Source organism: Streptomyces sp. NBC_00726, assembly GCF_045161735.1.
Lineage (GTDB): Bacteria > Actinomycetota > Actinomycetes > Streptomycetales > Streptomycetaceae > Streptomyces.
The window spans coordinates 6361856-6376322 of record NZ_CP108983.1; the positions used below are offsets into that span (position 1 = coordinate 6361856).

Here is a 14467-nt window from a genome sequence, read left to right on the forward strand (position 1 = left end):
ACATGGGCAGCCATGGAGCGGTCCTGGTGACCGGAGCCAGCCGGGGTATCGGCCTGGCCACGGCCGAGCGGATCCGGGACTCCTGCGAACAGCTCATCCTCGTAGGGCACACCAAGGCGCCGGAGACACCCGCCACCGGCGGGGGAGCGAGCGCGGAGACCTATCAGGTGGATCTGCGGGACCCGGACGAGCGGCTGCGGTTCCGGAAGTGGCTGGCCGCCCGCGAAGGCCCCCCGATCACCGGATTCGTCCACTGCGCCGGCGGGGGCATGCCGGCAGCCGTGGCGGACATCGACGGTCAGGTCTTGCGCGACCTCTTCGAACTGCATGTGGTCGCGTTCCTCGAACTCGCCCAGGACCTCCTGCCGGCCATGCGCGGCAGCCGGTTCGGCCGGATCGTGGGCGTCGGCTCGCTGGCACCGCTGCGGCCCCGGTCGTTCATGGTGCCCTACGCGGCGACCAAGGCGGCCCTGCGCACCACGGTCCAGTGCCTGGCCGCCGAGGTCATCGGTGACTCGGTGCTGGTCAACAGCGTCAGCCCGGGCGGCGTGGACACCGATCTGGGCCGCGCCGGCAGGGAGCAACTGGCAGGACTGTTCGAGCGGCAGGGCCGGCCGCTGCCCCCGCCGAGGCGGGACGACCTGCCCCGTGACCGCGCCGTCGAGGCCGCCGATGTCGCGCGTGCCATCGCGTTCCTCCTCGACCCGGAGAACGAAGTGCTCGCGGGCCAGGACGTGGTGGTCGCGGGCACCCATGTAATGCGCTGATCAAGGGAGAGACGAATGACCACCGAGAACGTGACCACAGAGGCTGTGACCACCGAGAACGTGACCGCCGAGACCGTGACCACCGAGCGGATATGGGCCACGGAGGCCGGTCGACTCCCTGTCCAGGAAAGGCCGTTCGGTACCATCGGGCACTTCCCGGCCAGCCAGGAGCGGATGCGCGTCTCGTACGTCGGAGTGCAGCCGGGCAGGCCCGCTCCGGTGACGCGCCACGCGCTGTCGGGAGAGCTGGTCTACGTCGTGTCCGGGTCGGCGGCCGCCTACATCGACGGCACGGTCGAGACGGTCGGGGCGGGGGCGACCCTCTACCTCCCGCCGGGCACGTCCCACGGATTCAAGGCGTACGGGGAGCCCGCCACGCTCCTCGTCGTGCACGTCCCGTCCGTCCCGCCGGCGGAGGACCACGAGGCCGTTCTTCCGGATTTCGACGCGTGAGCCTCACCACGGGTGCGGAATACCTGCAACGCCTCCAGGACGGACGCAGGGTCTGGCTGGAGGGCGAGACGGTCGCCGACGTGACCGCGCACGAGGGCCTGAGGGCGTCCGCCCGGGAGATCGCCGCACTCTACGACCTCCAGCACGATCCGCTGCACCGCGACGCGCTCACCGTGGAGCAGCACGGAGAGCGTCACGGCCGCGCGTACATGAAACCCGGTTCGGCCGGGCAACTGGTGGCCCGGCGCGAAGGGTTCGAGGTCTGGGCCCGCGCGTCGCTGGGCATGCTGGGCCGCAGTCCCGATTACATGGCGACCTGCCTGACCGCCTTCGCCGCGAACCAGACGTTCTTCTCGGCCCGGGAGAACAAGGGCTTCGCGGAGAACCTGGCCCGCTACCACGAGGACGCGCGACGAAGGGACCTGTGCCTCTCCCATACGTTCGCCGGCCCGCGCACCGACAAGAGCAAGACCGTGTCCGGGCAGGGCGCCGGTCTGGCCACCGCCCTGCGGATCGTCGGCGAAACGGACTCGGGCCCGGTCGTCCGGGGCATGCGGAGCCTGGCCACACTCGCGCCGCTCTCCGACGAGCTGCTCGTCTTCGGAGCCGGCCGCCCGCTGCAAGCGGGTGAGGAGGACCATTCCATCTCCTTCGCGATCCCGGTGCACACCCCGGGGCTGCAACTGATCTGCCGGGAACCGTTCACCCGCCAGGGCCGGGTCGACCATCCGCTGGCCTCCCGCTTCGACGAGATGGACTGCGTGGCGGTCTTCGAGGACCTGGTCGTTCCGTGGGAGCGGGTCTTCGTCTACCGCGACATCGAACTCGACCGGAACTTCAAGGTGGCCACCCATTTCAACGAGCACGTGGGCCAGCAGGTGCTCGCCCGGCGTGTGGTGAAGACCGAACTGGTCCTGGCCACCGTGTCCGCCGTGGTCGAGAGCACGGGGCTGTCGAAGGCCGACGAACCGCGCCGCAGGCTCGGTGAGATAGTCACCGGTCTCGACCTCACACGAGCCTGCCTGAGAGCCGCCGAGGCCGACGCCTTCCCCGCGGACTCGGGGATGTGGACGCCGGCCACCCAGCCGATGCTGGCCGGGCTCCGTGTCAGCAAGGACGTGTACGCCGCCGCCATCGGCACGCTGCGGGACCTGTCGGCCTCCGGACTCTTCATGACCCCCACCTCGGCGGACCTGGAGGGCCCGCTCGCGGAGGTGATCAGCCAGTACTACCGGGGGGCGACGGCCGACGGCAAGGAACGGACCCGCGTGTACCGGCTGGCGTGGGATCTCGTCGGTGAAGCCTTCGGCTCGCGCCAGCTGCTGTTCGAGAAGTATTTCCTGGGCGACCCCGCGCGCTCCTACGCGGCGGCCTGGGACCGGTACGACAAGGGCCGGCTCGGTGCCCTGCTGGAGGATGCCCTGGCGGGCGGCCCCACCGCTGACGAGCCCACGCGGGGGCGGTCATGACCATTCGGCTTGTCTCCGTCGTGGGCGGAGACGTCTCCCTGCTGCCGCACTCCCTGGCGCACTACACCGCGCTGGGCGTCGAAGCCTTCCACATCGTCCGCCATGTCGCGGACGCACAGGACCCGACGCTCGACGGGTCCGTGGCGACCATGGCGGAATTCGGGCTCGCCTTCGAGAGCGTCCACACCGGGCCGTGGCATGAAGACCTGAACGCACGGCTCATCCGGGAACTCATGCTGCGACATCCCGATGACTGGTGGGTCATCGCGGACCTGGACGAATTCCACGTCTACGACCGCCCGTTGACGGAGGTCATCGCGCGGTGCGAGGAGAACGGCCACGACTACGTGACCGGTGCCTTTCTCGACCGGCTCGGCGAGGACGGCCGGCTCACACCCGTAGAACCGCCCGAACACCGTCCGATCTGGGACCAGTACCCCAGGGCGGGACTGCTCACCCTTGCCCTGCTCCAGGGACGGACGACCAAGGTGACGCTCGCCCGCGGCACCGTGGAACTCGACTACGGCCAGCACAGGGCGTGGACCGGGAACGCGGCACCGGCCCGGGACATCTGCGCCCAGGTCCACCACTTCAAGTGGACGGAATCGGTGCGAAACCGCCTGGCGGAGCGCGCGGAAGCCTACTCCTCCGGGAAATGGAAACTGCTCCACGATTCCATCGTCGGCGAATCCGAGGCATTCCTTCAGTACCTCCGGGACCACGGAGGAAAGATCGACGTCGATGACAGCCGCTTCGCCTTCCTCCCCTGCGACGCGGACTACGCGACCTACCCGGACTGGCTGGACGTCGCCGAGCGCGTCTGGTCGGCCCACCGAAGCCGGGACGCCGAAGCGCGCGAGCGCCGGGCAGCCCGGAAGAGCAAGGCATCACCCGGCGCGAGTGAGGCGGCATGAACGTGACATCAGACCTGGCCCCGATCGTCTGCGCGGTCGACAACGGATACACCGCACCCCTGCGCACCCTGATGCGGTCCATAGCGGCGGCACACGGCCCGGCCACAGCCGAACTGCGGCTCATCGTCCTGGGCCAGGGCCTCGCGCCCGACAGCGAGGCGACGATTCTGCGCGACGCCGAGCGCCTGGGCCTGCCGGTCGAGATCCGCCCCATCCCCGAAACCGATCCGAGCCTGCCCATCGGCGCCTGGTACAGCGGAGCCATCTACGCACGCCTGACCATCCCCGACGTGATCGAGGACGAGCCGCGCGTCCTGTACATGGACGTCGACATCCTGGTGCTCGGGGACCTGCGACCGCTGCTCACCCGGGACCTGGACGGCCACCCGATCGGCGCGGCCCGCGACCCCATCTGCCCGCAGATCGGGATCGGCCCCGGCATGCCGGGATGGCGGGCACTCGGCCTCACCCGGGGCCGGACGTACTTCAACAGCGGCGTCATGCTGCTGGACCTCCCCAGGATCCGCGGCTCCCGCCTCTTCGAGCGGGCCCGCGAGTTCCTGGCCGAACACCCCGACAAGGTGCACTTCTTCGACCAGGACGCCCTCAACTACGCCGCCGACGGCGACTGGCACCGGATCGAGTCCCGCTGGAACACCTTCGCGATGTCCCCCCGCGGGCCCGAATACGTCCACCCGGCCGAGGAGATCAACCCCCTCGCCGCGCTCATCGAGGACGAGAAGAGCGCCGCCGTCATCCACTTCGCCGGCCACAAGAAGCCCTGGCAGGACATCTATCCGGAATCCCGGCTGCGCGACCTGTACCGCGGCTTCCAGCCGATCACGGGGGACACGGTCCGCACGTGAGCGCACACTACGACGTCATCATCATCGGCACCGGCGCCGGCGGCGGAACCCTCGCCCGGGTGCTCGGCGACGCGGGGAAACACGTACTCCTGCTGGAACGCGGCGACTTCCTGCCACGGGAGCAGGAGAACTGGGACCTGGGTGAGGTGCGCGGCAAGCGCCGGTACGTCTCACAGGACACGTGGTACGACGACGAAGGGCGCCCGTTCCAGCCGAACGCCTACTACTACGTCGGCGGCGCCACCAAGATGTACGGCGCGGCGCTGTACCGGATGCGCCCCGGCGACTTCGGCGAAGTCCGCCACATCGACGGGCCGTCCCCGGCCTGGCCCCTCGGCTACGACGCGTTCGAACCCTGGTACACCGCCGCGGAATGGCTGTACCAGGTCCACGGCACGCACGGCGAGGACCCCACCGGGGGACACTGGTCGAAGGACTACCCCTGGCCCGCCGTCTCCCACGAACCCGGTATGAGGCGGCTCGGCGACGACCTGAGGGAAGCGGGCTACCACCCGTTTCCCGCCCCGTGCGGCATTCTGCTCGACGAGGCCGACCGGCCGAGAAGCGCCTGCATCCGCTGCCCCACCTGCGACGGCTTCCCCTGCCTGCTGCACGCCAAGGCGGACGCGGAGGTCATCGGCGTCCGGCCGGTGCTCGACCGGGACAACGTCACCCTCCTCGTCGGCACCGAGGTGCGGCGGCTGACGACCGACGCTTCGGGCCGGACCGTGACCGGCGTCGTCGCCTCCTGCGACGGGGAGAGCGTGACGTACACCGGGGACCTGGTGGTGCTCGCGGCAGGCGCGGCCAACACCGCCCGCATCCTGCTGCGTTCGGCGTCCGAAACCCACCCCGCCGGACTGGCCAACGGCTCCGACCAGGTCGGCCGCAACTACATGGCCCACATCAGCCACCCCGTGCTGGTGATAGCCAAGGAGCCCAACGACACCGCGTTCCAGAAGACCCTGGGGCTCAACGACTTCTACTTCGCGGGCGAGGGCAGGCCGTGGCCGCTGGGGAACATCCAGCTGGTCGGCAAGTCCAGCATGGCGGCCAGGCACACGGACCCGCGGCTGTCCGCGCTCGGTCTGCCGCTCACCCCGGCCGAGATCGCCGACCACGCCGTCGACTTCTGGCTCACCACCGAGGACCTGCCGAAACCCGGGAACCGGGTCACCGTCGACCGTGACGGAAACATCCACCTGGCCTACCGGGCGACCAACGAGGCCGAGGCGGACGGACTCCGCCGGGAGCTGGTGACGGCCCTGAGCCGCATCGGCATCACCGCCGACCGCGTGCTCGGCCACGACTTCTTCCCGCGCAAGGGCCACCCGCTCGCCGGAGTGGCACACCAGGCGGGCACCTGCCGGTTCGGCACCGACCCCGCGACCTCGGTCCTCGACCCGAACTGCAAGGCGCACGAACTGGACAACCTGTACGTCGCCGACGCCGGCTTCCTGCCGAGCATGGGCGCGGTGAATCCGGCGCTCACCATCATGGCCAACGCGATCAGGGTCGGCGAGCACCTGCTCGAACGGCTGAACTAGGCAGGAAGGAACGACATGCGCTTCGGCTTGATCGGCACCGGATTCTGGGCCGGATTCACGCACGCACCCGCTCTCGCCACCACCCCCGGCTCGACCCTGGACGCCGTCTGGGGGCGCGACCCCGACGCCGCCGCCGCGCTCGCGGCGGAGTACGGAGCCGCCGCGCTCACCGACCTCGACGCGTTCCTCGCCGCGGTGGACGCCGTCGCGTTCGCGGTCCCGCCGCACATCCAGCCGTCCCTGGCGATCCGCGCCGCGCGGGCCGGCAAACACGTGCTGCTGGAGAAGCCGGTCGCGCTGACCCCGGCGGACGCCGACGCCCTCGTCACGGCCATCGACGACGCGGGCGTCGCCTCGGTGGTGTTCTTCACCTGGCGCTTCAACGCCGACATCCGCGCGTGGCTCGACGAGGAAGGCCCCTGGGACGGCGGTGCCGCGTTCTGGCCGGCCACCTCGCTGCGGTCCGGCTCCCCGTTCAACACCCCGTGGCGAAAGGAGAAGGGCGCGCTGTGGGACGTCGGCCCGCACCTGGTCGACATGCTCACGGCACGCCTCGGCCCGGTGACCTCGGTGACCGCCGTACCCGGCGGTGACGGGGTGAGCCACCTCGTACTCCAGCACACGACGGGCGCGTCCTCGACCGTCACGATGACGCTGAACGCGACCAAGGCGGCAGCCGGGCCCGACCTCTTCCTCTGGGGCCAGTCCGGCCGCTCGGCCATGCCTGTCGCCTCGGTCGACCCCAGACAGTCCCTGCGGGTCGCGGCCACGGAACTCGCCGCCGCCGCGGCCACCGGCCTGCGCACCCACCCCTGCGACGCGCGCTCCGCCCGGGAGAACGTCCGGATTCTGGCCGAGGCCGAGCGCCGGCTCGCCGCCGGCCGCACTCCGTACCCGGTCCGCTCGACGGACTGAGCTCGCTGTACCGATTCCCCAGGAGGTGTGCGTGCAACGCCGGTGGCGCACGTACAAGGAAGAACGCATCGAACCGCGGCTGTATCTGCTGCGGGAGCTGCGCGGTCTCACCCGCCCGGCCGTGTACTGGCTCGCGGCACTGAACGTGCTGGTCGGTGTGGTTCCCGGCGGCTTCGTGATCGCGTCGAGCAGCGTGGTCGGCCGTACCCCGGCCGCGGTCGCGGACGGAATCGGATCGACGGCGTGGGGCCTGCTGGTGACGGCGTTCGCGGTCTCCGCCGGCCTGCTGTTCGTTCAGCAGCTGCTGGTCCCGCTGTCGGCCGCGCTGGGACGGATCGTCAAGCACCAGGTCGACGGCGAGTTCCACGACCAGATCCTGGCGGCGTCCCTGCGGAGCACCGGAATCGCCGGGCTTGAGGACCACAAGGCCGCCGGCGACCTGTGGCTGGCGGCCGAGCAGCTGGAGCGCGGCCGCACCCCGGGCGACGCGGCGGCGGGCACCGTGGCGCTCGTGGTCAAGTACGCGCAACTGGCCACGTACACCGCCCTGCTCGGGGCCGCCGTCTCATGGTGGGCGGCCACCGCGATCTGCCTGGTCACGATGACGTTCCGGGTGGGACACCGGGCCGTCGTCCGCGTCTACACCCGGCTGCGCCCGGTGCTGGGCCCGCTGCGCCGCGAGTCCATGTACTTCCGCGAACTCGGCACCGGACCGGCCGCCGCCAAGGAGGCCCGGGTCTTCGGGCTGACCGGCTGGCTCACGCAGCGCTACCGCGTCGGCGCCATGGCCGCGCTGCGCCCGGTGTGGCGCGAGCGCCGAAGGGCCAACGGGGTCGCATTCGCATGGCGGACGGTGTTCGGCATGGCCGTGGCCGTCCTGGTGCTCACCCTGATGCTGCGGTCGGCCGCCGTCGGCCGGCTCTCCCTGACCCACCTGGTCCTCGGAATCCAGGCCACGCTGGGGGCAGTCTCGCTGGGCGAGTTCTACCACGAGTCGGACAACGGAACGCAGTTCGGCATGCAGTCGGTGAGCGCGCTGCGCCGGTTCGAACAGGCCGCGGCGGCGCTGGAACCCCCACGAGCCGCCGAGCCGGCCCAGCCGGTCGAACCGCTCCGGGACGGAATCCGCTTCGAGAACGTGTCGTTCGCCTACCCGGGCGGCGACCGCCCGGTGCTTAACGGACTCGACCTCACCCTGCACGTCGGCCAGTGCACGGCTCTGGTCGGCCTGAACGGCTCGGGGAAGACGACCCTCGTCAAACTGCTGTCCCGGCTGTACGAGCCGACGGGCGGCGCGATCCTGGCCGACGGCCGGGCCATCGCCTCGCTGGGAGCCGACGCCTGGCGGCGCCGTATCGCCGTCATCTTCCAGGGCTTCAACCGCTACGAACTGTCGGCGGCGGACAACATCGCCTTCGGCGCCGTCGAACAGCCGGCCGACCCCGAACGCCTGGCCGCGGCCGCGCGCACAGCCGGGATCGGCGGAGCGATCGACAAGCTGCCGCACGGCATGGGGACGCTGCTCTCGCGCCGCTACGAGGAAGGCACCGAGCTCTCCGGCGGCCAGTGGCAGCGGATCGCCATCGCCCGCGCCCTGTACGCGGTGGACCACGGGGCACAGCTGCTGGTCCTGGACGAGCCGACCTCGGCGCTGGACGTCCGGGCCGAGGCGGCCTTCTACGAGGAGTTCATCGCCAACGCCAGGGGACGGACCACACTGCTGATCTCCCACAGATTCTCCAGCATCCGGCACGCGGACCGCATCGTTGTCCTGGAGCACGGCCGGGTCGTCGAGGACGGCACCCACCAGAGCCTGCTGGACCAAGGCGGGCGGTACGCCGGCCTGTACCACCTCCAGGCACGGCGGTTCCAGGCCGGCGAAGACATCGACGACGAGCCCGCACCGGCCACCGAAAGGACGCACCGATGACCGCCGCCCTGCGCGCCACCGGCGAGATCATGGCGGCCGCCTGGCGCGACAGCCCCGGCCGGATGGCCCTGTCGGTCGTGCTGATGATTCTCGGCGGAGCGGCGGCACCGCTCCTCGCCCTCGCGCTCAAGCACGGCACCAACCAGGCGGTGGCCGGCGACACGGCGGGCGCGGCCACGACCGGCGCACTCGTCGGGATACTGGCCGTCTGCGCGCTCATGCTGGAGCACTTCGCCTTCGTCCCGTACGGAGAGGCCGCCGACCTCGTCACCGTCACGATGGACTGCGAACTGATCGCGCTCGCCAACGGATCCGCGGGCATCGAGTACCACGAACGCCCCGACTACGCCGACGAGATCGCCCTGCTGCGCAAGGAGATCGGACAGTACTCGGACGCACTCGTCGGGCTGATGGCCCTGCTGTCGCTGGGCGTGTCCGTGGCGTTCACGGCCTGGCTGCTCGCCTCGGTCAGCCCGTGGCTGATGCTGCTCCCGGTCGCCGCCCTGCTGCCCATGTACGCGACCCACCGCGCCCAGGAGGTCCAGAACCAGGCCCGGGAACGCTCCGCCACCGTCTCCCGCCAGGCCCGGAACCTCTTCGAACTCGGGACCGGCGCGGCACCCGCGATGGAGATCCGCGTCTTCCGGCTCCAGGAGGAGTTCCGGCGCCGCCACCGCGCGCTCTGGGCGGACGAGGGCAGGGTGCTGGCCCGTGCCGAACTGAGTTCGACGCTCATCGAGGCGGCCGGGAAACTGGCCTTCTCGGCCGCGTACATCGCGGCGGTCCTGCTGTCGCTGCGGCAGGCCATCTCCGGGCACGGCAGTGTGGGCTCCGTCGTCCTCGTCATCACCCTCGCCACCCAGGTCAACCGGCAGGTCAACGCCGCACTGGAGATGTTCCGGCGGCTCCAGCGGATGACGCGGGGCATGACCCGGCTGCGCTGGCTGCGCGGCCTGCTGGCCGCCGCCGAGCCGCCGCCCGCCGATGCCGAGGTCCCCGCCTCCCTCCGCACCGGCATCCGGCTCACCGACGTGGCCTTCGCCTACCCGGGCACCGGGCGCAGCTCACTTGAGCAGGTCGGCCTGACGCTGCCCGCGGGCTCGACCGTGGCGATCGTCGGCGAGAACGGCGCCGGGAAGACCACACTGGTCAAGCTGCTGTGCCGGTTCTACGACGCCGACTCGGGCACTGTCGAACTCGACGGCACCGACATCCGACGCTTCCCGCTGGACGCATGGCGGGCCAGGATCGCGACCGGTTTCCAGGACTTCGTCCGCTTCGAGACCACCGCGCGGGAGACCGTGGGCGTGGGTGATCTCCCCTTCCTGAACGAGGATGAAGCCGTCCTCGCCGCGCTGGACCGCGCCGATGCCGCCGGTGTGATCGACCAGCTCGACCAGGGGCTGACGACCCAGCTGGGGAAGACCTACGCCGACGGCAGGGAACTGTCGGGCGGCCAGTGGCAGAAACTCGCCCTCGGCCGGGCCATGATGCGCGAGGCGCCGTTGCTGCTGATCCTCGACGAGCCCAGTTCCGCACTGGACGCCGAGGCCGAGCACCAGCTCTTCGAGCGCTACGCCGAGCACGGCCGCCGCATCGGACAGGCCGGTGGCACCATCACCGTTCTGGTGTCGCACCGCTTCTCCACCGTCAAAATGGCCGACCTGATCGTGGTAGTGGCCGACGGGCACATCGCGGAGGCCGGAAGCCACACCGAACTCCTCGGACTCGGCGGCACCTACGCGAGCCTGTACGGCTTGCAAGCGGCGGCCTACCAGCCCTGATTCCCGGTCAGGCGTGGCGCAGACAGAGGCTGCCCCACTGGAAGCCCGCGCCGATGGCGGACAGCACATAGACGTCCCCCGGACGCAGGGCGCCTTCGGTCACCGTGGTGTGCAGCGCGGTGAACACACCCGCCGAACCGGTGTTGCCCAGCCGGTCGATGGTGACTGCGGCACGCTCACGGGGGACGCCGAGGGCGCTCAGCGTCTCGTTGAGGATGTTCAGATTGGCCTGGTGCAGAAAGAAGTGCCGCACCTGGTCGACCGGCACACCGGCCCGGTGCGCGGCGCCGCGGATGCTCTCGGGGAGCCGTGTCGTCGCGGTGTTCCACACAGCACGCCCGTTCATGTGCAGGTAGTGCCCCCCGGCGGCGACGGTGGCGCCGCTCGCGGGCAGCCGGGAACCCCCGGCGGGGATCTGGACGTCGTACGAGAGCCGGGAGCCCAGATCGTACGAGAGCAGCCCGGCCCCGGACGTCTCGCTGCGGGTGAGGACGACGGCCGCCGCCGCGTCCCCGAAGAAGACCCGCGTCGTGCGGTCGGCGGGGTCGGTGATCCTGGACGCGCAGTCGGCCGCGAGGACCAGGATCGTGTCGATGGAGGGGTTCTGGAGGAGGTGCGCGGCGATCAGCATCGCCTGGATGCCCGAGGCACAGGCGGCCTGGGTGACGTCCAGCGACAGGGCGCGGTGGGCGCCGAGGGAGTCCTTGACGATCAACGCGGTCGATACGAGCGGCTGGTCACCGGTGTAGCTCGCGACGACGACCGCGTCCAGCCCGGCGGGATCCACCCCGGCCGCCTCCAGCGCCGGATGTGCGGCGGCGACACACATGTCGGAGGTCGCCAAGTGAGGGGCCAGGCAGCGGCGTTCGCGGATGCCGGTGCGGCTGGTGATCCACGCGTCGGTCGTGTCCAGGGTGCGTGTCAACTCCTCGTTGGTGACAACCGCCGGCGGCAGATGCATCCCGGTTCCGGCGACGGCGAACGGCACGGACAGCCCGGCACCGGTCTGGTGGGACAGGGGCTGGTGGCCGGGCAGCGTGTGGGCGGGCGTGAGAATTCCCATATTCGGTACCTTTCGAAAGCGGTTCGAGATGGCGCGGCAATCCGTGAGCGTGAGGGATTGTGCGGCGGCTTGACTTCAAAACGGCGGGAATTGAACCCCGGTGGTCACGACTTCTTTTCCCCGGCCGGGGAAGTACGCAGGGACGGTACGGAGCCGAGCAGCGCCCGGGTGTACGGATGCGCCGGCGCCCGCAGCAGCGTCCCGGTCGGTGCGGTCTCCACGATCCGGCCGTTCCGCATGACCGCCACCGCGTCGGACACATGGCAGACCGCCGGCAGATTGTGGCCGATGAACAGCATGGACAGACCGAGCTCCCGCTGAAGCCGGCGGACCGTGTTCAGGACGGACGCCTGCACCGAGACGTCCAGCGCCGAGGTGATCTCGTCGGCGATCAGCAGCCCCGGCCCGACGGCCAGCGCCCGGGCCAGCGCGACCCGCTGACGCTGCCCTCCGGACAGCTGCCGGGGCAGCCGGTCGGCGAGCCGGACGTCCAGCCCGACCAGCTCCAGCAGCTCGGCGACGCGCTCCGCGCGGGCGGCCCGGTCCAGCCGCCGGAACACCGTGGCCGCCTCGGCCAGCGCCTGACGTACGGTCATCCGGGGATCGAGCGCGGTGTCCGGGTCCTGGAGGACCACCTGCACCCGGCGGCCCAGCCGGCGCCGGTCCCGGACGGTACGGGTGCGGACCTCCGCGCCGTCGACCATGATCCGGCCGGCCCGCACCGGCACCAGGCCCACGATCGCGCCCGCCAGCGTGGACTTCCCGGAGCCCGACTCTCCGACGAGGCCCAGCGTCGTACCCGGCGCGATCTCCAGCGAAACCCCGTCCACGGCGGCGAAGGGGCCACGGGGACCGGTGCGCCGGACGGTGAGGCCGTCCACCCGGAGGGCCGTCATGACGCGGTCACCGTCTCCGGGGCCGCCGTCACCGGCAGCGGGTACCAGCAGGCGACCCGGTGGCCGGAGCCCAGGTCGTCCAGTGGCGGAGCCTGCTCGGCACAGCGGTCCCGGCGGCTCGGGCACCGCGCCTCGAACGCACAGCCGGGGGAGGGCGCGAGCGGATCGGGTGGCGCGCCCTCGACCGTCGGCAGCGGGCGGTCGCGGTCGGCGGTGAGGTCCGGGACCGACGCGACGAGCGCCCGGGTGTAGGGGTGCCGGGCGCCCGCCGCGAGCCGGCCGACGGGCAGGGTCTCGACCAGCGTGCCCGCGTACATGACCAGCACCCGTTCGCAGAACTCGGCGACCAGCGCGACATCGTGACTGATGAACAGGATCGCGGCGGAGGTGTCCCGCCGGATGTCCACGAGCAGCCGGGTGATCTGCCGCTGCACGGTCACATCGAGCGCGGTCGTCGGCTCGTCCGCGATGATCAGCCCAGGCCGCACCATCAGCCCGGCGGCGATCATCACCCGCTGGCGCTGGCCGCCGGAGAGCTCGTACGGGCGCGAGCGCAGCAGCGACGGGGACAGGCCGACACGGCGCAGCGCCTCGGCGGCCTGCGCGGTGGCCTCGGCCCGCCCCGCCCCGCGATGGGCCCGGACCGCTTCGGTGAGCTGGGTGCCGATCCGCAGGGACGGGTTGAGCGCAGACGCCGGATTCTGGAAGATCACCGACAGGCCCGTCGCGAGCTGCCGGTCCCGCTCCTTGCGCGTCAGCGCGCCGAGGTCGGCCCCGAGCAGCCGCAGCGTACGCCGGGAGACCCGGGCACCGTACGGGAGCAGGTCGGCGATGGCGAGCGCGGTCAGCGACTTGCCCGATCCCGACTCGCCGACGAGCCCCACGATCTCGCCCCGCCCGAGCGACAGGCTCACCCCGCGCACCGGGCGCACCGGACCGGCCGGGGTCGGCAGTTCGACGGTGAGGCCGTCCACCTGGAGGACCTGTCCGTCCTCGGCGGGGCCGCCCGGCGCGGACCGCTGCGCCGGGATGCGCACCACCGGGCCGCGCCGGGCGGCGCCCCCGGCCAGGACCTCGCCCAGCAGCTGGAACGTCAGCGCCGCGTACAGCAGCGCCAGGCCCGGGGCGAGCGCGGGTAGCGGCTCGGCGTAGATCCGGTCGAGCCCCTGGCTGAGCAGCTGCCCCCAGTCGTAGCCCGGCGGCTGGACGCCGAGCCCGAGGAAGCTCAGCCCGGAGAGCGCGACCAGGGCGGTGCCCGCCGCCGTGGTGACGCTCAGGAGCAGCGGCTCGGCGATGTTCGGCAGGACATGGCGCCACAGCAGCCGGAGGCGCCCGAGACCGAGGACCCGGGCGGCGGCCAGGTGATCGGTGCCCGCCACGCCCGCCGCGAGGGTCTGGGCCAGCCGCGCGAACCCGGGCACACTCGCGGCGGCGAGGGCCAGAACCGCCCCGGTCGCGCCCGCGCCGAACACCACCGCGAGGAACATCGCGACCAGCAGCGCCGGGAACGCGAGCAGCAGGCTGATCAGCCCGGCGGCCAGCCGCCGGGCGCGCCGGCCGACGACGGCGGTGCAGGCCCCGAGGAGCACACCCGCCGTCGCACCGAGCAGGACCGACGCCAGCGCGAGCAGCAGCGAGGGCCGGGCGGCCGTCAGGATGCGGGCCAGCAGGTCCCGGCCGAGCCCGTCCGTGCCGACCGGGTGTGCCGCCGAAGGTCCCTGGAGCACGGCCGAGGGGTCCGGGCGGTCGGCCGCCGCACCCCAGAACAGCGGTCCGGCCACGGCGAGCACGACGAGCGACGCCAGCATCAGCCCGGTGACCCAGGCCATGGGGGAGCGCCGGAGACCGGCGGGAAGGCTCATG

Annotated in this window: 12 protein-coding genes; 9 read left to right on the forward strand and 3 right to left on the reverse strand. The window is 71.8% G+C overall.

The genetic code is table 11. The features are described from left to right. Nucleotides 1-2 precede the first annotated feature (2 nt). The 9 genes from OG338_RS28295 to OG338_RS28335 are packed head-to-tail and all read left to right on the forward strand — an operon-like array spanning nucleotide 3 to nucleotide 10645. Nucleotides 3-767 carry an SDR family oxidoreductase gene (locus OG338_RS28295; protein ID WP_405940060.1) on the forward strand — a complete coding sequence of 255 codons (765 nt, stop codon included), beginning with the start codon at nucleotides 3-5 and terminating at the stop codon, nucleotides 765-767. A gap of 15 nt (nucleotides 768-782) precedes the next feature. Next, a complete protein-coding gene (locus tag OG338_RS28300; protein ID WP_405940061.1) occupies nucleotides 783-1220 on the forward strand; it encodes a cupin domain-containing protein in 438 nt (145 codons plus the stop codon). After that, a complete protein-coding gene (locus OG338_RS28305; protein WP_405940062.1) occupies nucleotides 1217-2689 on the forward strand; it encodes a 4-hydroxyphenylacetate 3-hydroxylase family protein in 1473 nt (490 codons plus the stop codon). Before OG338_RS28300 ends, OG338_RS28305 begins: the two co-directional genes overlap by 4 nt. Then, a complete protein-coding gene (locus tag OG338_RS28310; RefSeq protein ID WP_405940063.1) occupies nucleotides 2686-3603 on the forward strand; it encodes a glycosyltransferase family 2 protein in 918 nt (305 codons plus the stop codon). The genes OG338_RS28305 and OG338_RS28310 overlap by 4 nt, the downstream gene beginning before the upstream one ends. Next, nucleotides 3600-4469 carry a glycosyltransferase family 8 protein gene (locus OG338_RS28315; RefSeq protein WP_405940064.1) on the forward strand — a complete coding sequence of 290 codons (870 nt, stop codon included), beginning with the start codon at nucleotides 3600-3602 and terminating at the stop codon, nucleotides 4467-4469. Before OG338_RS28310 ends, OG338_RS28315 begins: the two co-directional genes overlap by 4 nt. Beyond that, the gene (locus OG338_RS28320) at nucleotides 4466-6016 is read left to right on the forward strand and encodes a GMC oxidoreductase (RefSeq protein ID WP_405940065.1); all 1551 of its coding nucleotides are present in this window, start codon (nucleotides 4466-4468) and stop codon (nucleotides 6014-6016) included. Before OG338_RS28315 ends, OG338_RS28320 begins: the two co-directional genes overlap by 4 nt. A gap of 15 nt (nucleotides 6017-6031) precedes the next feature. Next, on the forward strand, nucleotides 6032-6931 hold the full coding sequence (locus tag OG338_RS28325) for a Gfo/Idh/MocA family protein (protein WP_405940066.1): 900 nt from the start codon (nucleotides 6032-6034) through the stop codon (nucleotides 6929-6931). Nucleotides 6932-6962: 31 nt separating this feature from the next. Continuing rightward, nucleotides 6963-8861, forward strand: coding sequence for an ABC transporter ATP-binding protein (locus OG338_RS28330; RefSeq protein WP_405940067.1), 1899 nt, complete (start codon nucleotides 6963-6965; stop codon nucleotides 8859-8861). Beyond that, on the forward strand, nucleotides 8858-10645 hold the full coding sequence (locus OG338_RS28335; RefSeq protein WP_405940068.1) for an ABC transporter ATP-binding protein: 1788 nt from the start codon (nucleotides 8858-8860) through the stop codon (nucleotides 10643-10645). Before OG338_RS28330 ends, OG338_RS28335 begins: the two co-directional genes overlap by 4 nt. 7 nt (nucleotides 10646-10652) lie before the next feature. On the opposite strand, the gene OG338_RS28340 is transcribed toward OG338_RS28335, so the two are convergent. From OG338_RS28340 to OG338_RS28350, 3 genes are all read right to left on the reverse strand, one after another. Then, nucleotides 10653-11708, reverse strand: coding sequence for a 3-oxoacyl-ACP synthase III family protein (locus OG338_RS28340; RefSeq protein WP_405940069.1), 1056 nt, complete (start codon nucleotides 11706-11708; stop codon nucleotides 10653-10655). Nucleotides 11709-11812: 104 nt separating this feature from the next. Continuing rightward, nucleotides 11813-12604, reverse strand: a complete 792-nt coding sequence (locus OG338_RS28345) for an ABC transporter ATP-binding protein (protein WP_405940070.1) — start codon at nucleotides 12602-12604, stop codon at nucleotides 11813-11815. Continuing rightward, nucleotides 12601-14466 carry a dipeptide/oligopeptide/nickel ABC transporter permease/ATP-binding protein gene (locus OG338_RS28350; protein WP_405940071.1) on the reverse strand — a complete coding sequence of 622 codons (1866 nt, stop codon included), beginning with the start codon at nucleotides 14464-14466 and terminating at the stop codon, nucleotides 12601-12603. Before OG338_RS28350 ends, OG338_RS28345 begins: the two co-directional genes overlap by 4 nt. Nucleotide 14467 lies beyond the last annotated feature (1 nt).